Origin of the sequence: Nostoc sp. WHI (genome assembly GCF_015714725.1) — a bacterium.
In the GTDB taxonomy this organism is placed as follows: domain Bacteria; phylum Cyanobacteriota; class Cyanobacteriia; order Cyanobacteriales; family Nostocaceae; genus Nostoc.
This window is the reverse complement of sequence record NZ_WBKM01000005.1, coordinates 1-21,994: the sequence shown is the minus strand read 5'-3', so window position 1 is coordinate 21,994 and position 21,994 is coordinate 1. Positions and strand designations below refer to the sequence as shown.

Genomic DNA, 21,994 nt, shown 5'->3' with positions numbered 1-21,994 from the left:
AATAAGATAGTAAATTTTCTTAATAAGCCATGATAGAATTTGCCGCCATTACTTCAGTGATTAGTAAATATGCTCCTCAAGCTATTCAAATATTTATCAAACAAGCTCAAAAAAACGAAGCTGTTACCAAAATTCTACAGGAATTAGAACTCAATCCTACCCAAATTCCTGATGATGTTGATGGGGTTTATGCTTACAGTCTGGTAAGATATGGTGTATTTAAGCCGGAAGCAATTTTAAATCTGTTTAGAGAGAAAGTGATTAAAGATTATTTTTGGGATGCTTACAGTTCTAATGCTCCCTTTAAATTCGTAGAGAATACAAAAAAGTTTCTAACTCAAAATAGCGAACTAAAAACGCAGATAATTAATTCTAAAATCAATTTTTTGGCTGAATTAGAAGAATTTGGCGAAGCTTTTATTGCAGTTGCTAAACAAACGAAAGCCTCAAAATACCAGCCTTATCCAGATTGGAATTTAGATGTTTATCCCAAAGAATTTAAAGCCTTAATTTTTGAAAAAACTCGCTTATTTTGCGGTCGTGATTTTGTTTTTAAGGCGATTCAAAAATTCTTCACCACTCAACCCAAGGGTTATTTTAGTGTGATCGGGGATGCAGGGATGGGTAAAAGTTCCATTGCTGCTAAATACATTTTAGCTACTAAATTTCCTTGTTATTTTAATGTTTTTGCAGAAGGACGCAACAAACCAGAAAAGTTTTTAGCTAGTATTCGTCAACAATTAATTAAGCGTCATTCCCTCCAAAATGCAGACAACGCTGATTTAAGAACTTTCCTGCAAAAAGCCAGTGAAGAACTAAAAGGACAAAAACTTGTAATTGTTATTGATGCACTAGATGAAGTAGAACAAGAAGGAAATAGTAATCTTTTAGATTTACCACAAAATCTTCCCGATGGAGTCTATTTTTTACTGACTAGAAGACTTTATAATCCAGAAACAAAACGTTTAACTTTATCTCCAGATACTCCTGTAGATGAATTAGATTTAACAAAGGGTGATTACACAGCTTTGAGCCAGGAAGATGTAAAAGAGTATATCACCTTATTTTTGAATAATGATCACAAACTGAGAAGTTGGATTAATACTCGCAATATTTCTGAGGATAATTTTACTCAGGAAATAGCTGTCAAGAGTGAAAATAATTTCATATATTTGCGCTATCTATTACCCGACATCTCCGAAGGTAAATACAATGATTTAAATTTAAAGGGATTACCACAAGGTCTTCATGATTATTATACGACTCATTGGAATCGGATGGGGATGGATAAAGAATCCAATGAAAAGAAGGTAAAAATACTGTATATATTGGTAGAAAGAGGTGAGCCAATATCCATAAACATGATTGCGGAAATTCTTGATGAGGATGAATATGAGGTAAAGTTAGTTTTAAATGATTGGGTTGAGTATGTAACATCGAAAGTAAATGAAGATGAACAAAAAACTTACTATAGTATTTATCATCGGAGTTTTCTGGAATTTCTTAAAGGTCAAGACAAACTAGGTAAAGGTCGAAAACTGTTTAAAGAAGTTAATAAGAGTATGGCTAATTTCATGCTGAAGGAGATGGCATGAAATGGGGAAAATTGCCATTAAATTAGCCTCAAAATCAGTAGAATTCCAGAACTTGTTTCTGGGTCAATTTGCAGAACAACAATTAAAAGTGGGTAACTCGGAAGAGTATTATCAAACTCTCACAGATTTTGATTTTATTTCTCTGAAAATTCAAGATCCTCGATTTGGAGTAGAAACCCTGATTAGAGATTATTATTTGATTGATGACCCAGAGATATTAGATAGCTTAGAGAAAGAAGAGAAACTAGACCTTGAACAAGTCAAACCCCTTAAATTAATTCAACGTACCCTACAGTTATCAGCCCATGTTTTGAATCAAGACCCCAATCAATTAGTAGGACAATTATGGGGAAGGTTGCAAAGTTTTCCCGAACCAGAAATTCAGAAAATATTGGCAGATGCAGTACAAAGTAAAAGTGAAATTCCTCGATTTCACCCCATCACAGCCAGCTTAAATACTCCGGGGGGAAACCTACTGCGGACTCTGACTGGTCATAACAGCCGAGTAACAGCAGTAGCCATTATCCCAAATGGTCAAACAGCCGTTTCTGCTTCTAGTGACAACACCCTCAAACTGTGGGATTTACAAACAGGAAAGGAAATCTCTACCCTTAGAGGTCATAAGGACTCAGTAAATGCAGTAGCGATCGCCCCAAATGGTCAAACAGCCGTTTCTGCTTCTAGTGACAACACTCTCAAACTGTGGAATTTGCAAACAGGAAAGGAAATCTCTACCCTCAGAGGTCACAGCAACTCAGTAAATGCAGTAGCCATCACCCCAGATGGTCAAACAGCAGTTTCGGTTTCTAATAGCCTAGAACTGTGGATTCTGAAACTGTGGGATTTGGAGACAGGAAAGGAAATCTCTACCCTCAGAGGTCATAAAGACTCGGTAAATGCAGTAACGATCGCCCCAAATGGTCAAACAGCTGTTTCTGCTTCTAGTGACAACACCCTGAAACTGTGGAATTTGGAGACTGCAAGAGATTTCTCTTCCCTGAGAGGCCATGCAAAACTGTTAAAATTGTGGGATTTGGAGACGAAGAGGGAAATCTTTACCCTAAGTGGTCATAGCAACTCGGTAAATGCAGTAGCCATTACCCCAGATGGTCAAACAGCCGTTTCTGCTTCATCTGATAACACCCTGAAACTGTGGGATTTGAAGACGGGAAAAGAAATCTCTACCCTCAGAGGTCATAGCAACTCGGTAACAGCAGTAGCGATCGCCCCAGATGGTCAAATAGCTGTTTCTGCTTCTAGTGACAACACCCTGAAACTGTGGGATTTGAAGACGGGAAAAGAAATCTCTACCCTCAGAGGTCATAGCAACTCGGTAACAGCAGTAGCCATCACCCCAGATGGTCAAACAGTCGTTTCTGTTTCTAATAATCTGAAACTGTGGGATTTGGAGACGGGAGGGGAAATCTCTACCCTGATAGGTCATAACGACTCGGTAAATGCAGTAGCGATCGCCCCAGATGGAAAAACAGCCGTTTCTGCTTCTAGTGACAACACTCTGAAACTGTGGACTCTGAAACTGTGGACTCTGAAACTGTGGAATGTGGAGACGAGAAGGGAAATCTTTACCCGCAGAGATCATAGAGGTTCAGTAAATACGGTAGCCATCACCCCAGATGGAAAAAAAGCCATTTCTGCTTCTAATAGCCTGAAACTGTGGAATTTGAAGACGGGATGGCAAATTTCTACCCTGATAGGTCATAACAACTCGGTAAATGCAGTAGCGATGCCTGCGGCGGGCGGAGCCAACGCCCCAGATGGAAAAACAGCCGTTTCTGCTTCTAGTGACAACACCCTGAAACTGTGGGATTTGGAGACAGGAAAGGAAATCTCTACCCTCACTGGTCATAACGACTCGGTAAATGCGGTAGCCATTACGCCAGATGGTGAAACAGCTGTTTCTGCTTCTAGTGACAACACCCTGAAACTGTGGGATTTGAAGACGGGATGGCAAATCTCTATCCTGAGTGGTCATAACGACTCAGTAAATGCAGTAGCGATCGCCTCAGATGATCAAAAAGCCGTTTCTGGTTCTTGTGATAACACCCTGAAACTGTGGGATTTGCAGACAGGAAAGGAAATCTCTACCCTAACAGGTCATAAAGACTCGGTAAATGCAGTAGCGATCGCCCCAGATGGAAAAACAGCCGTTTCTGCTTCTAGTGACAACACCCTGAAACTGTGGGATTTGGAGACAGGAAAGGAAATCTCTACCCTAACAGGTCATAAAGACTCGGTAAATGCAGTAGCGATCACTCCAGATGGTCAAAAAGCCGTTTCTGGTTCTCGTGATAACACCCTGAAACTGTGGGATTTGCAGACAGGAAAGGAAATCTCTACTTTTACTGGTGAAAGTTCTATAAATTGTTGTGCAGTTTCCCCAGATGGGTTGACAATTGTAGCAGGAGAGCAATCAGGGCGTGTACATTTTCTCCGTTTAGAAGGTGGTTAAACAATCATTGAAAATCTCATCAATATCACCAGAATTTACTTTAATTTTCCATTAGTCCACCCAGATGGACTACCCTACGGGAAGCTGCTTTGCTGTCTACGTTTGTATAGTAGCGATTTCTAATCGCCGTCATCTTTTCTCCAGGAGATGGAATAAAATGGGTGGAATTGCCACTAAATTAGTTTCAAAGTCAGTAGAATTTCAAAATTTGTTTCTAGGTCAATTTCCTGAACAACAATTAAAAGCAGGTAACTCGGAAAAGTATTATCAAACTCTCACAGATTTTGATTTTATTTCTCTAAAAATTCAATATCCTCAATTTGGAATAGAAACCCTGATTAGGGATTTTTATTTGATTGATGACCCAGAGATATTAAATAGCTTAGAGTCAGAAGAGAAACTAGACCCCGAAGAAATAAAAACACTCCAATTAATTCAACGTGCGCTACAGTTATCAGCCCATGTTTTGAATCAAGACCCCAATCAATTAGTCGGACAATTATGGGGAAGATTACAGAGTTTTCCACAGTTAGAAATTCAGAAAATATTGGCAGATGCAGTAGAAAGTAAAAGTGAAATTCCTCGATTTCGCCCCATTACAGCCAGCTTAACCACTCCAGGCGGAAACCTACTGCTTACCCTGACAGGTCATAGCAGCTGGGTAAGAGCAGTAGCGATCGCCCCAGATGGCAAAAAAGCCGTTTCTGGTTCTTGGGATAAAACGCTGAAGTTGTGGGATTTAGAGACAGGAAAGGAAATCTCTACCCTAACAGGTCATAACGGCTTGATAATGGCAGTAGCGATCGCCTCAGATGGCAAAAAAGCCGTTTCTGCTTCTCGTGACAACACGCTGAAACTGTGGGATTTGGAGACAGGAACGGAAATCTTTACCCTAATAGGTCATAACGACTCGGTAACAGCAGTAGCGATCGCCCTAGATGGCAAAAAAGCCGTTTCTGGCTCTTGGGACAACACCCTGAAACTGTGGGATTTAGAGACAGGAACGGAAATATCGACCCTGAGAGGTCATAACTCCTCGGTATATGCAGTAGCGATCGCCCCAGATGGTCAAAGAGCCGTTTCTGGTTCAAATGACAACACCCTGAAACTGTGGGATTTGCAGACAGGAAAGGAAATCTCTACCCTGACAGGTCATAACAAAGCCATAACAGCAGTAGCGATCGCCCCAGATGGCAAAAAAGCCGTTTCTTCTTCCTATGACAACACCCTGAAACTCTGGGATTTGGAGACAGGAACGGAAATCTCTACCCTGACAGGTCATAACGACTCGGTAATGGCAGTAACGATCACACCAGATGGTCAAAAAGCGGTTTCTGGTTCTTATGACAAGACCCTGAAACTATGGGATTTGGAGACAGTAAAGGAAATCTCTACCCTGACAGGTCATAACTCCTCGGTAATGGCAGTAGCAATCGCCCCAGATGGTCAAAAAGCGATTTCTGGTTCAAATGATAACACCCTGAAAGTGTGGGATTTGCAGATAGAAAGGGAAATCTCTACCCTGACACGTCATAACGACTCGGTAAATGCAGTAGCAATATCCTCAGATGGCAAAACAGCTGTTTCTGCTTCAAATGACAAGACTCTGAAGCTGTGGGATTTGCAGATAGGAGCAGAAATCTCTACCCTGACAGGTCATAACGAATCGGTAAATGCAGTAGCGATCTACGCAGGTGGTCAAAAAGCCGTTTCTGGTTCATCTGACAACACCCTAAAACTGTGGGATTTGCAGACAGAAAGGGAAATCTCTACCCTAACAGGTCATAACAGCCGAGTAGAAGCAGTAGCAATGCCTGCGGTGAGCGGAACCAACGCCCTAGATGGTCAAAAAGTTATTTCTGGTTCATCTGACAACACGCTAAAACTGTGGGATTTGCAGACAGGAAAGGCAATTTCTACTTTTACTGGTGACAGTCCTATAAATTGTTGTGCTATTTCCCCAGATGGATTCACAGTTGTAGCAGGAGACACATCAGGGCGTGTTCATTTCCTGCGGTTGGAAGGGAGTTAAGAAAATGAAAATAATCACTGAAAATCCAATCAATATTCCCAGATATCCCTTAGAATTTGAGCAAATCATTACCGCCAAAAATCAAAACTTTGTCGGTCGTGAATTTGTCTTTTCTGCTATCAACGACTTTCTCAATCAATCTGACCGGGGCTACTTTACTATTATCGGTGATCCGGGGATTGGTAAAAGTGCCATTCTTGCCCATTATGTCAGCCAAAATCCCGGAGTTGTCTATTACAATATCGAAATTACAGGTAAAAATCGCGTTGAGGAATTTCTAACGACGATTTGCACTCAATTAATAGAAATTGCCCAACATCAAGGTAGTAAAACTTATGTTGAGCGGAGTCGAAACAATCTCACCGCTAACTTTCCTGATTTTACCACAGAAGGCAGTGGTTTTTTATCGTTGTTACTGCAAGAAATCAGCGATAGATTACATCCTGAGCAACGTTTAATTATTACAATTGATGGCTGCGATCGCATTGATATCAACAATCAACCACGCGGCTCAAATATATTCTATTTACCCCGTTATCTCCCAGAAAAAGTTTATTTTATCCTCACTCGTCGTCCTTTTTTGACAGATAAATCAGGTTTATTAATTGAAAATCCAGCTCAATCTTTCGACTTATCAGCCTACTCGGAGCAAAATCGCGCTGATATCCAAGAATATATTAAAAGTTATTTAAATGAATCATCTCATTCAAAGGGTAGCGTTAGCGAAGAGAAGAATCCCGGAGATGTTTCGTTCAACATCACAGAGCCAGATTTTGATGATGATGAAACCAATTTTATGTATGTTAAAGAAATCTTAGCAGCTATTAATGAGGATATTTACCCCCCAAATTTACAACTCTATTACCAAAATCACTTAGAAAAAATGAATTTAGCAACCAGTAAACAGCAAACAATGGCTTTACAGGTGTTAAATATCTTAGTTCAAGAGCAATCCATATCAATAGAAGCGATCGCAGAAAGATTAGATGAAGATGAATATGAAATTAAGGTAATTTTAGATAAGTGGCGAGAGTTTTTGCATTTAGAATCAATAGCAGCAGAAATCTATTATAGTTTTTATCATGCTAGTTTTCGTGATTGGTTGAGGCAAAAAATTGACCCTTTGTAGAGACGCGATTCATCGCGTCTTTACCCAAGGATGTGTTTCAATCATTAATTGAAATGGGATCACGCAGAGACGCCCAGGCGCAGAGAGTATAAGGAGTTTTAGATTTAAACACATAAGATTTCATCCCTTGATTTGGCAACGCCAAAAAGAGAGGGAAACTTATTATTGCAACTGTGACCAAATTCCTTGACAGCGTTCCATAATTAGCCCCTGAAAAATTGATTGAGTTGATGGGTGAATATCTATTTTATACAGATAGAAAATCCCTGTAGGACTTTTAAGGTTTAACTCTCTTCGGGTAAGACATAATGCTTGCGCTCGATGGAGTTCTACAGCTTGGAGTAAACCTGGATAACTCAAATTACGTAGAGCTAATTGACCATTTTTAGTAACATATATGGCATCATTTTGAAAAAGATGTTCTAAGCTTATGAGGCTAGCATATACATCTACATCTTTTTCTATGCCTCCTAAACGGTGAGCATCTAAGCCAAAGCGAATGCAGAAATTGACAGCTACCAACTTCCCAGCTTCTTCGGCAGGTAAAATGCAAGCTGCAAACTCAAACCCTAAACTATCAGATCGCCATTCCTCTACACCACCATAGGCATAGTTTTGGAGAAGGTTCTGCTTTACCTTAAAGTCAAATCCCAAACCACTCGCATGGCCTGCTTCATGAACTTGAGTGTCTATATGGCGATAGCGTTGACTATTGATTTCGTCTTCTAAGGGAGCTAATAATAAATTAGCTGTTTCATATTCAAATACTTTTTGAATACATTCACGGCTGGAACCTAAAAAACGTCTTTGCTGCTCGCTTGTATTGTTTAATGCTGGGCCACAAACACTGTTAGGAAAAGACCATCCATTCGGGACGATGAAAGCTTCACTACTTTCACCACTGACATTACCGCAACTAGCAATCTCGGTAAAGGAAAGGTTTCTGGGAATTGGTTGGCTCAGTACGCCAAATTTTTCCCGACTCAGATTTTCTAATTGTTCAATAGATGGCTGAGAGTTATCGTGCATCTTACCGTAAATTGCGCTTAAAGTCACCTGGCTTTGGTATTGTCGATTTATTTGGTAAGGTGCGATTATCAAGAAATAGCCATTTTTACCAATAAAATCCATATTGATAAAGCCTTTAGACAAGATACTCCAGTCGTTATTCTCTAAAGCATCTGCTGTATTGAGTAGCCAATCTGGAGGAAGTTCACAAGAGTTTGCTGCCTGTTGACGCAGTTTTTTGACAGCAATGGCAATTTCATTTTGCTCAATATATTCGACTATTTGTTTGACTAATTCTTGTTCGTCTACAACGATCGCGATCATTTTTTTATACCTAATATCGAAATTAACTGAAAGTCCGAAATTGCGTTATCTCTTGCCCTGTTTATGATCCAAAATCTTGCTCATTGTTTGGGTAAAAGCACAGATCAAGAGTTTACTGTTAGGCTAAAGCAGCAGAAGTTTTACCTAAAAAACATGAACAACCGCTAAACTCTCACCCATTTCAACACCTTGGGGTCTTTGTTGTACCGATAGGTAAAACCGTCCTTGCCAGTAGTAGACTTACCAAGGCTTGCTCTGCTTCTAATGCTGGCAATTGAATAGTCTGTTAATATCTGCATTTCTTTATGAGAAAACCTTTTAATTGTGTTTGTTACTACCCCTATTTCTGGTTGATTTTGGGATTCGTTATTAGGAAAATTATCTATTGTGATTTGAGAATTGTTAGAGGGATTAATGGTAATTCCTCTTGCTTTTTGAAGCCGATAATCTTGCACGGTCAATAGTTGCCAACTGGAATCTTGTGAGAGTTCCAAAACCCATTGATGATAATTAAATAAACTTTCTCTATGTCCAACACTGATAAATGTTGTTTTTGTCTCTTGTAACTGTTGGTATAAATTTCCTTCATTATTCAAATCTAAAGCACTTGTTGCTTCATCTAATATAGTAAAGCTAGGATGAGTAACTAATAGTCGTGCGAATGCAAGACGTTGTTGCTCTCCCAACGAGAGTATATTCTCCCAAGCAACTTCTGTATCAAAACTATCGACTCGACTTAGCAAGTTTTGCAAGTTTACTTGTTGTAAAACGTCTTCAAGTTCTGCGTCGGTCATTTGACGATTTATATTAGGATATATTAACTGTTCGCGCAGAGTTCCCAAAATTATATAAGGACGTTGGGGCAAAAATAAAACTTCTTCTAAAGGAGGTCGTACTAGACGGCCAGATCCGGCATTCCACAAGCCAGCGATCGCTCTCAATAAAGAACTTTTACCCCGACCACTTGGCCCAATAATTAATAAACCTTCCCCAGGTTGAACAGATAGTGATAAGTCTTCGACGATCACCTGCTCATAGTTGGGCGTTTGTAAAGTGACATGCTCAAAAGCGATATGGTTTTCTTCTATTGTTTTAATAATACTGACATTTTCAGGTTGTTTAGTCACTTCTTCTAAAGCATCTGAAAACTCAGTTAAACGCTCCACGTAACTAGAAAATCCTCCAGAAGTCCCAAATTCACTTATTAATTCTCCCAGGGCACCAGCAAACAGATTACAAGCTAAAACTGTTTGTCCAAGTTGTCCAAAATCAATTTCATCTCCAATATATAAAGGGCCGAGTACGAAAAAGGGAAATAATTGGATAACAGCTTGATATCCTCTGTTAAAAATTTCCTTATTTCTCTCCCAATTAATCTTGCGTTCAGTATTTTTAAGAAAATTAGTAAATCGGCGGACAATTATATTTAATTCCTGTTTTTCTCCCATAAAAAAAGCTATCGATTCAGCGTGATTCCGAACATGAGTCAAGGAGTAATTGTAGTCGGCTTTAGCTTCAAGTTCCTCTTGATTAATCTTATTTAATTCTTGATTTAAGTAAACAGCAATCAAATTGCCTATGAACGTATAAATAACCATAGCAATAGCGATCTGTTGGGAAATTGACCAGACAACTATTAAAAAAGTTATCATTTCCAGTACTTTTTCTAGGAAAGTAGCTGAAAAACTCAGAGCATTACTGGTAATAGGTTCAATTTCTTGAGCTAAACGTTGATCTGGGTTAGCAACATCGGATCTAAAGTTAATTCTATAATAAGCACGATTGCTCAAATATTTATCTAAAATTTGATTATTTAGCCATTTGTACCAATCAAGAGCGATTTTTTTTCTGATAAATGTAGAAAATCCTACTAAAAGCGTTACCAAGACAAGCCCAACAGCCAAAAGCGATAATCTGTTAATGAACTTGGAATAATCTTTGTCTTGAATAATCGCATCGACCAAATAGCGACTAATGAAACTATTAAAAGCAGTTACACTTACAAGGGCGATTATTAGTAATATCAGGAGAATAAGCATTCCCCATGCACGAATCACATCTGAAAAGGCTCTTCCCCCTGGCTTTGTTGGATACCAGTAAGGCCCTGCGATCGCTCTTACACCTTCCCAAAATTGAGTAAAACCTGAAAAAGCATTTGTTGTGGGTTGAGATTGAACAACTTGAGTTTGCATATTTTAGAAATAAAATGAAATCTTTTATAATCAGATTTAGTACTTTTTAGTCCTGAATAATTCAGATGTTTGCTTGTGGTTCCTGGATGCTAGCTTTCAACCTTCCGGCTAAATTAATTAGGATTGTGATTACAGCAAGGTTACACCGCCATCCACAGGCAAAATAACCCCTGTGAGATAGGGATTTGTGATCAAACTTAAGACTGCTTGCGCTAGTTCTTCTGGTTGCCCAAGATGCTCGACAGGCAAGGCTGCCATCGCCCACTTTGTCAAGTCTGAGCGTTCAGACTCGCTTTGATGGCTCCAGATACTTGTATCTTCTATCAATCCAGGAGCAATCACATTGACTCGAATCGGTGCGAGTTCTAACGCCAGCGATCGCCCAAACACGGCAACGGCACCATTTGCAGCTGCGATCGCCGAAATCCCCCCCATTTTTGAAGATTTAAAGATAGTGACACTGGATGTTAGGGTAATGGAGCCGTCAGTCGCAATATTTTTCAGCGATGCACGCACAGCAAAGAACGTTCCCCAGAATTTCTCCATCCCAGCTTGAGCCGTTTCTGTTGTCATCTCTGCTAAAAGCGATCGCGGCATATTTCTGTCTCCCATAGCCGTTACAACTAAATGATCAAAATTTCCAATCTGCTCAAAAAAAGCATTGACTGAATCCTCCTTCGACACATCAACGGTTTTGGCCTCAATCTCCAGAGAAATCAACTCTATCGCCTGATTCAATTTCTCTTGAGATGAGTGGGAAAGGACAACTTTTGCCCCTACTTCTACCATTTTCTTAGCGATCGCTAGATCAAGCCCTGAGCTTGTCCCAATAATCACCACTTTCTTGCCTGATAGCGACTGAAACATTGTTTTTCCTGATAAAGTAAAAGCTATTTAATCCATCACAGAGCGCCGACTATTTAAACTCTTATCTATCACACTTCCTTTACTGGCTTCTTTGCTGAAACCAACAAATAATCTATAGATGAAGAATCTAGCAAGGCATCTATAGCAACCACATTTGTATTATAGGTTTGTTCATCTATTTTTCCTGTTTTAAACTCCTCTTCAATCCAAGATTTCAAATCTCTAAAGTGTGTTTTCCAGCACTCATCTGTGGCATCCACAAATTCTATATCCTGAAATCCTGCCTGTTGGTAAAGATTTTTATACTCCTCAATATCTTTGACATTATTATTTTGAGGAACAATCCAATCACCGAAATACTGTGTAGTTTCAAAGATGATATCAGCAAGAATCAGATTACCTCCTGGCTTTAACACTCGCGTTGCCTCTTTCAAAAACTTTTCCCTTGTATCAAAGTAGAAAGCTGCTTCAACACAAATGATGTTATCAAAGAAATTATCCTCAAATTCCATCTGCACAGCATCCATACAAATGAAGTTGCACCCCGGCGCGTTAACTATACTTCTTTCGATTTGTGTGGTGGAAATATTAATCCCCACAACATCAGCAGGCGAGTAATACTTGAGGAGATAACTGGTAGTTGCTCCCAAACCGCAACCAACATCAAGGATAGTTCCCTGCTTTTCTGGAATAAATTCTAAAAGCTTTTCCATCAAGTTAAAACAGGCTGACTGCTGATTCTGAGTATCTGAGCGCCAATAGCCTACATTGAAAAACTCACTTTGTCCGTAGTACTCTCTAGTCGAAGGATTTAGAATTAAACTGTCAAATTTGTTGATGTATTCGTTTTTATCCATTTTTACTTTCACGTTTTTATATTGGTTTTCATTCGGATCATTTAGATGTTTGCTTGTGCTTGCTGGATGCAAGCTTTCAACTGTTCAGCTAAAACCTGGACATGGGGTTCAGCCATAATCGTCACATGGTTGCCTAGTATAAAATGGATATCCACTGGTTCGGTAGAAAACTCGTTCCAGCCCAACGCTGAATCCTGTAAACTTGCAGAATATAACTCACTATCAGGATTTTCTAGAAGGTCTTCATTGGCGCGTAAAAGCGTAATTTGATCTGGATAAATTTGTTGTGGTGCATAATCAACTAGACATAAACAGCTAGCTTTATAAGCTTGTACCATATTTTTAAGCTGTGTAGTTTCAGCATTAGGAGGCAGCATATTAACCATTTTTAAATGCTGTAAAACGTATTTTAGTTGTTCCTCCACAGCCAAAGATTGGAGGGTATCGTAAGAAAGATCCACATTCTTTTCTAGAAAAACTTCTACTCCTTTGATTACCTCAGCTAGCCACCTAGTATCATCCCAATTAATATAATCAATCAGCATTTGTTTATCTTTATAAGTCGGTGCTGAAGCATCAATCACCACAAGTAAAGCCACCAAATGTCCCTGATGAACCAACTGTTGGGCCATTTCAAAAGCTACGTTACCTCCATAAGAATGCCCTCCTAAAAAGTATGGCCCTTGCGGTTGAACAGCTTGCATTGCTTGAATATAATTACTAGCTATATCCTCAATTCGGGTTACTGGCTCTAATTCTCCATATAGATATAGTTCATTTTGAAAACTGTATAACGGTTGGTCTGCTCCTAAATAACGCCCTAAGTGATAAAAGTAGAAAGGCTTGCCACCGGCTCCGGGAACGCAGAAGAAAGGTAAGTTTGAACCGTTGGGCTGAATTGCTACCAAAGAGGACGAATTTGAGTAATCCGAGTCTTTTTGCACAATTGTTGCCAACTGTTCAATAGTGGGATTTTGGAACAGGGTTGTTAAGGAGATATCTTTACCAAACTGCTGCTTAATTTGAGCCATTAAGTAGGGAGCTAAAAGAGAATGACCACCAAGATCAAAAAAGTTATCTTGTACTCCCACCTTGTCAACCTTCAGAATCTTTGACCAGATTTGCACTAGTTGCAGTTCTAATTGGTTACGGGGTTCAACAAATTTGTCCAAGTCACTGGTGTCAGAAGGTGCTTTCAAGGCGCGGCGGTCTACTTTACCGTTAGGAGTGAGTGGCAGGGACTCCAACATCACAAAAGCATTTGGCACCATATATCTAGGGAGTTTACTGGAAAGGAACTGGCGCAGAACGCTTACTGTGGGTGTCACCTCTTTTTGCGGCACTATGTAGGCGACTAACTGCTTTTCACCTGGGGTATCTTCGCGGGCAATGACGCAAGATACTTGCACATCGTCATGTTGACTCAATACAGCTTCGATTTCTCCCAACTCAATGCGGAAACCCCGAATTTTAACCTGATTATCAATGCGTCCTAAATATTCAATGTTGCCGTCAGGTAAATAGCGAGCTAAATCCCCAGTTTTATATAATTTTGAATTTTGAATTTTGAATTTTGAATTGTCAAAGGGATTGGGGATGAATTTCTCATTGGTCAATTCTGGGCGGTTGAGATAGCCTCGTGCCAATCCCGCACCACCAATATGCAATTCTCCTGGCACATTCACGGGCACTGGTTGCAGATACTCGTCTAAGATGTAGATTTTCGTATTGGCGATCGCTCGGCCAATGGAGATTGACTCTATAGTTGTCTCAAGTTGTCTAGGGATAGGGTGACAACAAGTAAAAGTCGTGCTTTCTGTCGGCCCATACCCATTAATGATTTGTGTAGATGGCAGGGTTTCAGAAGCTCTTTTAACGTGAGCAACCGAGAGCGCTTCTCCACCAATTAGTAGCTGTTCAATTCCTGACAAGGCTTGTGAGTCATCATCAATTATCGAGTTAAACAAAGCAGCCGTCAGCCATAAAATAGTAATGCCATGTTTATGGATTTCATCGCCCAGATTTTTAGATGTCGGAATAGTTTCTGGGAAAAGAACGCATCTAGCACCATGCAACAAAGCTCCCCAAATCTCGAATGTGGAAGCATCAAAAGAAATTGGGGCTAGCTGAAGAAATCTTTGTGTTGCATCTAGATGAACATAATTTACTCCAAACAAAAGACGATTAACACCACGGTGAACAATTTCAACTCCTTTTGGCTGACCTGTAGATCCTGATGTATAAATCACATAGGCCAAATTAGTTGCTTGCACATCAGCGATATCTAGGGTAAGCTGCGCTAACGCATTATCCTGACTTGATTGAGCAATCAAGTGCCAGTCAGTATCCAAACAAACAAGCTGTGCTTGATGCTGTGGCAGTGTGTTAACGAGTCGCTGCTGGGTCAGTAACACTGAGACTTGAGCATCTTCTAACATAAAGCTCAAGCGCTCAGTCGGATACTCTGGGTCAAGGGGCACATAAGCCCCACCCGCTTTGAGAATTCCTAACAGTCCCACAATCATTAAGGGCGATCGCTCCACACAAATGCCCACCAGCACATCTGCTCCCACACCCAAAAACCGTAAGTAATGCGCTAACTGATTAGCACGACAATTCAACTCGTGGTAGGTGAGTTGTTCATTTTCAAATACCACTGCCACTGCATCGGGAGTCCGCCTAACCTGCTCCTCAAACAACTGATGGATACACTTATCTTGGGGATAGTCCGCTTGAGTATCGTTCCACTCCACCAACAATTGATGACGCTCTGCTTGACTCAATAGTGGTAATTCCGAAATTCGCACTTCTTGATTAACCACAATTGCTTTTAGTAAAGTTTGAAAATGTTGGGCTATTTGAGCAATTGTGGACGCATCAAATAAATCTATATTGTAGCACCAAACGCCCTCCAGACCTCCTGGAACTTCCCAGTAGTTCACTTCCAGGTCAAATCTGACTTTTACATCAATTGGCAAGGGGATATTCTGGATAGTTAAACCTGACAAATTGCCCTCCGACTGTGGGGTATTCTGGAGGGAAAACATCACCTGTACCAGGGGATTACGGCTCAAATCTCGGTCTAGCTGTAACTTTTCAACCAACATCTCAAAGGGCAAGTCTTGGTGAGCATAAGCTGATAACGTTGTTTGCCGCACTTGCGCGTGGAAGTCTCGAAAGCTGGGGTTTCCAGAGAGATCGCCCCTTAATGCTAGGGTATTAGCAAAAAACCCCATTAGCTGCTCGACGCTCTTGCTGTTGCGGTTAGCGATCGGGGAGCCAACAACAATATCTAACTGACCACTATAACGAGAGAGCAAGACCAAAAAAGCTGCCAGTAGGGTCATAAATAAGGTTGTGTCTGACTCCTGACTCAGCTGTTTGAGGCGTTGCGTGAGGTCGCGATCCAGTTGAAAACACTCAACTCCACCTTGGAAGGTCTGAACTGGCGGACGGGGGCGATCAGTAGGTAGTTCTAGTACGCCAGGGGCACCCGCTAACTGTTTTTGCCAGTAATTGAGTTGGCGATCGAGGACTTCACCAGTTAGCCACTGGCGTTGCCCAACTGCAAAGTCGGCGTATTGGATGGGTAATTCAGCTAACGGGTAGGGCAATCCTTGAGTGAAAGCTGTATATAACTGAGATAATTCACGGAAGAAGATGTTCAAAGACCAGCCATCGTAGATAATGTGATGCATCTTCAACAGCAGTACATACTCCTGGTTACACACTTGGAGGAGGGTGAATTGTACTAATGGCCCAACAGCCAGATCGAAGGGTTTGGATGCAACGGACTTAGCTATTTCTCGAATTTGCTCAGTTTGCTCCTCGGTAGACAACCCCTGCAAGTTATGGATTGGCAAAGTTAAGGCAGTGGGAGGGGCAATTAGCTGGATAGGTTTTCCGTCTACTGTGGGAAAAGTGGTTCTTAAGACCTCGTGACGGCGAATAAGTTCACTGAGGCTCTGCTCCAGTGCAACTATATTGGGCGAGCCATCTAGCCGCAGAGCCTCCAGCATATTGTAAGCAGTACTATCGGGTGATATCTGGTGTACAAACCAGAGCCGTTGTTGGGCAAAAGACAGTGGTAGCTTACCGTCCCGTGGCACTCTTTGAATGGGTAACTGATGAGCAGCTTTAACCTGCTTTGCCTGCTGCAAAAACAACATAATTTCTGTTTTACGCCCGGCTATTTCCTGACGCAGCGTTGGAGTTAAAACCCCTTCAGGTGCATGACAGCGCAAGCGATCGCCATCGATTTCGAGGTTAATACTTAGGTTGCTCAACTGACAAACGAATTCGACGATGCTGTTAGTCATGCTTAAAACTCCACTACCTCGGCACTCACTTGTGTAACTGATAAATCTTGTGCTACCCAATCCACGGCTTGGATGTAGGATGCGATCGCAGCTGTTGTAGGAGACTCAAACATCATTTGTACAGATAAGTCAAGTCCAAAAGCTGAGTTGATCCGCGACACCACTTGAGTAGCTAGCAGGGAATGACCACCAAGCTCAAAGAAATTGTCCTTGACCCCAATGCGTTCCAATCCCAGAACTTCACTCCAGATTTGAATTAGTTGAGCTTCAATCGGCGTTCGAGGTAAAACAAAGCCAGTTGAAAGATTTCTGGTGGCTGTATCTGATGTTGGAAGGGAGCGACGATCCACCTTGCCATTAGGTGTCAAGGGCAACGCATTAAGGAGGACAAAAGCTTGGGGCACCATGTAATTTGGTAGCTTTTGTTGAATAAATTCCCGCACTTGCGGCACTAGCTTCTGGACTAGCTTACCGTGTAAGGGATTGTTAGTGTAGTCAGTCCAGGGTTTGACAATGACTGCCTCCGTATCCCAAAACTTGTACTGAGCATTTAAACTGTTGCGGCACAATATCACATCATAGGAACCATCCTGACTACCCCCCCACCAACTGAGATGGATTGTGTAGCCTAGATGCTGCCCCAGTTCCCAAAACTGCTCTGGATTGATCCCAACTGTTGGCTGTTGTACTAACAGTTGCCGCAGTTGTTTGACTGTCTCGACACCAGGGGGATGTTCCAACCATTCCCAAATCTGTAATGCTTGCTGCACCCGTTGATTAGGCACGCCCCTGATTCCCAATAGTTGTGGCTGTTCCGAAAGCAACTGATTTTGAATTTGTGTGAACGAAAGTTGGTCTAGTTGCCAGTTTAACCAAGGAATTACCGTTACTTCGGCTTCGCTATGGGACGCTGCGCGATCGCTCAGTACAAGTGTTTGGACATCACTACCCAAATGCAGGGTGACATCATAACGGAATTGAGTTAATTCATTTTGAGAGTGCCCGCGTTTGGGCTGAATCTCTACCCACGCAATCTGTGGAAAGCGTTGTGTTAGGGCGATGAAAAAATTGGGGTCGATGACCAATTCTTCTTCCCCGCCTACACTCTGGTGTACCTGCTGCTGCCATTGCTCAATACTTCTTTCCTCGGAGGCTTGGAATAACTGCACGGCTGCGTGGTATGGCTCCAATAACGGCAAGCTGCGGACATCGCCCACGAAAATCGTGCCCTCTTGGCCGATTGTAGCGATCGCTCCTTCTAGAACCTGCAAAAGATACTCAACACTGGGGAAATACTGCACTACTGAGTTCAAAATTACAGTGTCGAATTCTCCTTGGGGGATACCTGCAAAGTTATCTGCCATTTGGTGCAGCAGCCGCACATGTTCTAGACCCTCAACTGTGCTACATACCTGCTCAACGTGCTTTATGGCTGCTATGGAATAATCGGCTCCCCAATACTGTTGGCAGTTCTTGGCAATGCGAGATAGCAGCAACCCCGTTCCACAACCAATTTCTAATACTCGCTGCGGTTCAACGGCCAGAATTCGGCTCACCGTACTCTCAACCCACTCCCGCATTTCCTGATCTGGGATGGGTTGCCTGGTGTAACTACTGTTCCAACCAGTGATATTAAATGTTAGATCATCTGTGGATGTTTGAGGTTGACCATAAGCTTGTTCATAGAGCCTTTGCCAGTCACTAACGTACTCGCTTTGCCATTTAGCAAGCTGCTCAGGTAATACTTGATTTTTGAAACCGGGGACTAAGTAAGCCACCAGACTTGTACTGAGCGGAGCCGAAGTACTTTGATCTCCAGAGGTATCAACTCTGGTGACAACAACACTCTCCTGTACCAAGGGATGTTGGCTCAAAACTGCTTCAATTTCCCCCAGTTCTATCCGAAAACCGCGAATTTTAACTTGATTATCTATCCGTCCTAAGTATTCGATGTTGCCGTCACTTAAGTAACGCGCCTTATCGCCAGTTTTATATAATCTACTCCCTCCTGCCTCCTCAAACGGATTAGGAATGAATTTTTCTTGTGTTAACTCAGGTCGGTTGAGATAGCCTCTTGCCAATCCCACACCACTAATGTGCAACTCTCCTGGTACACCAATCGGTACTGGCTGTAAGCGCGAGTCTAAAATGTAGATTTGGGTGTTGTTAATTGGACGACCAATGGAAATTTTCTCGTCATCAGGAGTGCATTTTGCGATCGTGGCACAGACGCTAGCTTCTGTTGGCCCATAAGCGTTGAAGAAGTTTCTCCCAGCAGACCATTGCCTCATAAGTTGAACAGAACAAGCTTCTCCGGCAACAATCAATGTTTGCAATGCTGGAAGTTCTTCAACAGGCAAAACTGCCAGTGCCGATGGTGGTAGGGTGATATGGGTAATGCCATAATCGCGTAATCGCTCAATTAACGGCGTACCCGGCATTAGAGAGTCTTTTGTTCCCAGGTAAAGTGTTGCCCCTGATCCCAAAGTCATCAAGATTTCTGATATACAAGCATCAAAACTGAAGGAGGCAAACTGGAGAACTCGATTTGAGGAATCTAAGCCAAAAGCCTGAATCTGAGCTTGAGCTAGGTTGCACAATCCGCTATGCTCAACCATCACCCCTTTTGGTTTACCTGTGGAGCCGGAAGTGTAAATCACATTAGCTAGATCAAAAGCCGTCACGACCCCAGTCAGGTTATTCTGGTTATTTTGGGCAATTTCTGACCAGACCTCATCTAAAAAGACCAGGTTTGCTTGATGCTTGGGTAATTTATCAAGGAGTCGCTGTTGAGTTAGCAGTACCCAAACTTGAGCATCTTCGAGCATAAAGCTGAGACGATCGCTAGGATACTCTGGGTCAAGGGGCACGTAAGCACCACCTGCCTTAAGAATCCCCAAAAGTCCGATCACTGTTAAAAGCGATCGCTCCACACACAACCCAACCAGTACGTCTGCACCCACACCCAAAGACCGCAAGTAGTGCGCCAACTGGTTAGCACGACAATTTAATTGGTGGTAGGTGAGTTGTTCGTTTTCAAACACCACCGCCACTGCATCAGGGGTTCGCTCTACTTGTTCTTCAAACAACTGATGAATACACTTATTCTGCGGATAATCCGCCTGAGTATCGTTCCACTCCACCAACAGTTGATGGCGATCGCGCTGTGTGAGTAAGGGGAGTAATGCCACTGACTGCTGGGGATTTGCTGCGATCGCCCCTAACAAAGTCTGGAAATGTTGCATCATCCGGGCGATCGTTGCCGCATCAAATAAATCACTGTTGTAAGAGCAAAAGCCCCCAAGCCCTTCTGGTGCATCCCACAAGTAAACTTCTAGGTCAAGCCGAACTGAGTCAAGTCCCGAAGACATATTCTCGACCTTTAAACCAGGTAGATCCCAAGGAGAGGTGGGAGCATTCTGGAGGGCAAACATCACCTGCACCAGTGGGTTACGATCCAGGTTCCGCTCAAGTTGCAACTCTTCGACTAACATCTCAAAGGGTAAATCCTGATGGTCGTAGGCGTTTTGGGTAACTTTTCGCACCTGCGCTAGTAAAGCTTCAAAGGTCGGTTCTTGAGATAAATCGAATCTCAGTGCCAGACTATTGACAAAAAATCCAATTAACCCTTCGATTTCTGTGCGGTTGCGATTTGCGATCGGTGAGCCAACTACCAAATCTGTTTGTCCACTGTAGCGAGAGAGTAACACCACAAAACCTGCCAGCAGCGTCATAAACAGCGTGCTTCCAGACTCTTGGCTGAGTTTTTTAAGTTGCTGTGTCACCAAGCCATCTAATTGAAGTCGCTCTGTACCGCCTCGAAAAGTCTGTATGGCTGGGCGGGGGCGATCTGTGGGTAGTTCTAATAGAGGAGGCGCTCCCGTTAACTGTTGCTTCCAGTAGCTTAACTGACGCTCTAGTACCTGATTTGTTAGCCACTGACGCTGCCATACAGCAAAGTCGGCATACTGTACAGGTAACTCTGGTAACACGGCAGAACTACCCGTTAAAGAGCTTTGGTAATAGGCTGACAGTTCACCGATCAAAACGCCCATCGACCAACCATCAGCAGCAATATGGTGAATTGCTAATAGCAATACATACTCGTCTTGAGCAACTTGCCAAAGCTTGACTCGCAGCACAGGGCCATTAGCTAAATCGAATGGTTTACAGGCTTCTGCTGTCGCCAGTTGCTCTACTTGTTTCCAGGGATCTGGCACATTCTGTAGATCCACTACTGGTAACGTTATGGTTAGGTGGGGGGCGATCGCTTGTACGGGCTTGTTATCTTTGATCTCAAAACGAGTCCGCAGAACTTCATGGCGCTGCACTATCTCCCCAAAGGCTTGTTCCAAAGCTTTGACATTGAGATTCCCCAGCAAACGCAAGGTGAAATCTATTGTGTAGGCACTACTTTCGCCTTCCAACTGATTCACAAACCATAAGCGTTCCTGTGCCCAAGATAGCGGTATGTCTGTGTCTCTCGAAACGGGTGCGATCGCCGGCACCGCCAAGCTCAAACCAGTTTCAAGTTGAGCTAAGATCACTTCACTTAACTGGGCAACTGTCGGTGATTCAAAGATATAGCGCAACGGCAACGAAGTCCCAAAGGCTGCTTGTAAGCGAGAAATTACCTGAGTAGCGAGCAGGGAATGTCCCCCAAGTTCAAAGAAATCATCGTGAATGCCGACTTGCTCTAACCTCAGTACTTGGCTCCAAATGAGTGCTAGGGTTTCCTCGGTGGGGTTGCGGGGTGCAACAAATTTGTCTTCCTGTTCGCTGTATAAATCGGGTGCAGGTAGGGCGCGGCGGTCTACTTTGCCATTTGGTGTTATCGGTAGAGCTTCTAAGATGACGAAAGCATTGGGTACGATGTAGTCTGGGAGTTTGGCTTTCAGAAATTGACGCAGAACGCTTACTGTAGGTATCACTTCTGTTTGCGGCACCACGTAGGCAACTAAGCGCTTCTCTCCTGGAATATCTTCGCGGGCAATAACACAACATGCCCGTACATCAACATTTTGGCTTAGTACTGCTTCAATTTCTCCCAACTCAATGCGGAAACCGCGTATTTTCACCTGATTATCGATGCGTCCCAAGTATTCAATTTTGCCATCAGGTAAATAACGGGCTAAATCCCCAGTTTTATAAAGCCGTTCAGAATTAGAGGATTGGTCTTCTGTTTCCCCCCTGCTCCCCTG

General features: G+C 42.3%; 10 protein-coding genes. 4 read left to right on the top strand and 6 right to left on the bottom strand.

What is annotated here, in order from left to right; all coding sequences use genetic code 11:
• Nucleotides 1–29 precede the first annotated feature (29 nt).
• The 4 genes from F8S12_RS00350 to F8S12_RS00335 all read left to right on the top strand — a co-directional run bounded on the left by F8S12_RS00350 (nucleotide 30) and on the right by F8S12_RS00335 (nucleotide 7,226).
• The gene (locus tag F8S12_RS00350) at nucleotides 30–1,595 is read left to right on the top strand and encodes an AAA family ATPase (RefSeq protein WP_196514249.1); all 1,566 of its coding nucleotides are present in this window, start codon (nucleotides 30–32) and stop codon (nucleotides 1,593–1,595) included.
• Between the two features lies 1 nt (nucleotide 1,596).
• Nucleotides 1,597–4,065, top strand: coding sequence for a WD40 repeat domain-containing protein (locus F8S12_RS00345; RefSeq protein WP_196514248.1), 2,469 nt, complete (start codon nucleotides 1,597–1,599; stop codon nucleotides 4,063–4,065).
• A gap of 157 nt (nucleotides 4,066–4,222) precedes the next feature.
• A complete protein-coding gene (locus F8S12_RS00340) occupies nucleotides 4,223–6,097 on the top strand; it encodes a WD40 repeat domain-containing protein (protein ID WP_196514247.1) in 1,875 nt (624 codons plus the stop codon).
• A 4-nt stretch (nucleotides 6,098–6,101) separates the two neighbouring features.
• Complete coding sequence (locus tag F8S12_RS00335; RefSeq protein WP_196514246.1) at nucleotides 6,102–7,226, top strand: ATP-binding protein; 1,125 nt, start codon at nucleotides 6,102–6,104, stop codon at nucleotides 7,224–7,226.
• Between the two features lie 162 nt (nucleotides 7,227–7,388).
• On the opposite strand, the gene F8S12_RS00330 is transcribed toward F8S12_RS00335, so the two are convergent.
• The 6 genes from F8S12_RS00330 to F8S12_RS00305 all read right to left on the bottom strand — a co-directional run.
• On the bottom strand, nucleotides 7,389–8,558 hold the full coding sequence (locus F8S12_RS00330) for a DUF6014 family protein (protein WP_196514245.1): 1,170 nt from the start codon (nucleotides 8,556–8,558) through the stop codon (nucleotides 7,389–7,391).
• A 164-nt stretch (nucleotides 8,559–8,722) separates the two neighbouring features.
• A complete protein-coding gene (locus tag F8S12_RS00325; RefSeq protein ID WP_196514244.1) occupies nucleotides 8,723–10,750 on the bottom strand; it encodes an ABC transporter ATP-binding protein/permease in 2,028 nt (675 codons plus the stop codon).
• Between the two features lie 129 nt (nucleotides 10,751–10,879).
• Complete coding sequence (locus tag F8S12_RS00320; RefSeq protein ID WP_196514243.1) at nucleotides 10,880–11,617, bottom strand: SDR family oxidoreductase; 738 nt, start codon at nucleotides 11,615–11,617, stop codon at nucleotides 10,880–10,882.
• A gap of 68 nt (nucleotides 11,618–11,685) precedes the next feature.
• On the bottom strand, nucleotides 11,686–12,474 hold the full coding sequence (locus F8S12_RS00315) for a class I SAM-dependent methyltransferase (protein WP_196514242.1): 789 nt from the start codon (nucleotides 12,472–12,474) through the stop codon (nucleotides 11,686–11,688).
• 41 nt (nucleotides 12,475–12,515) lie between these two features.
• On the bottom strand, nucleotides 12,516–16,793 hold the full coding sequence (locus F8S12_RS00310) for a non-ribosomal peptide synthetase (protein WP_196514241.1): 4,278 nt from the start codon (nucleotides 16,791–16,793) through the stop codon (nucleotides 12,516–12,518).
• A 2-nt stretch (nucleotides 16,794–16,795) separates the two neighbouring features.
• A partial coding sequence (locus F8S12_RS00305; RefSeq protein ID WP_196514240.1) for a non-ribosomal peptide synthetase occupies nucleotides 16,796–21,994 on the bottom strand: 5,199 nt, incomplete at its 5' end.

Coding starts and splice junctions, on each gene's coding strand:
- F8S12_RS00350 (WP_196514249.1), top strand. CDS start 30: ATGATAGAATTTGCCGCCATTACTTCAGTGATTAGTAAATATGCTCCT.
- F8S12_RS00345 (WP_196514248.1), top strand. CDS start 1,597: ATGGGGAAAATTGCCATTAAATTAGCCTCAAAATCAGTAGAATTCCAG.
- F8S12_RS00340 (WP_196514247.1), top strand. CDS start 4,223: ATGGGTGGAATTGCCACTAAATTAGTTTCAAAGTCAGTAGAATTTCAA.
- F8S12_RS00335 (WP_196514246.1), top strand. CDS start 6,102: ATGAAAATAATCACTGAAAATCCAATCAATATTCCCAGATATCCCTTA.
- F8S12_RS00330 (WP_196514245.1), bottom strand. CDS start 8,558: ATGATCGCGATCGTTGTAGACGAACAAGAATTAGTCAAACAAATAGTC.
- F8S12_RS00325 (WP_196514244.1), bottom strand. CDS start 10,750: ATGCAAACTCAAGTTGTTCAATCTCAACCCACAACAAATGCTTTTTCA.
- F8S12_RS00320 (WP_196514243.1), bottom strand. CDS start 11,617: ATGTTTCAGTCGCTATCAGGCAAGAAAGTGGTGATTATTGGGACAAGC.
- F8S12_RS00315 (WP_196514242.1), bottom strand. CDS start 12,474: ATGGATAAAAACGAATACATCAACAAATTTGACAGTTTAATTCTAAAT.
- F8S12_RS00310 (WP_196514241.1), bottom strand. CDS start 16,793: ATGACTAACAGCATCGTCGAATTCGTTTGTCAGTTGAGCAACCTAAGT.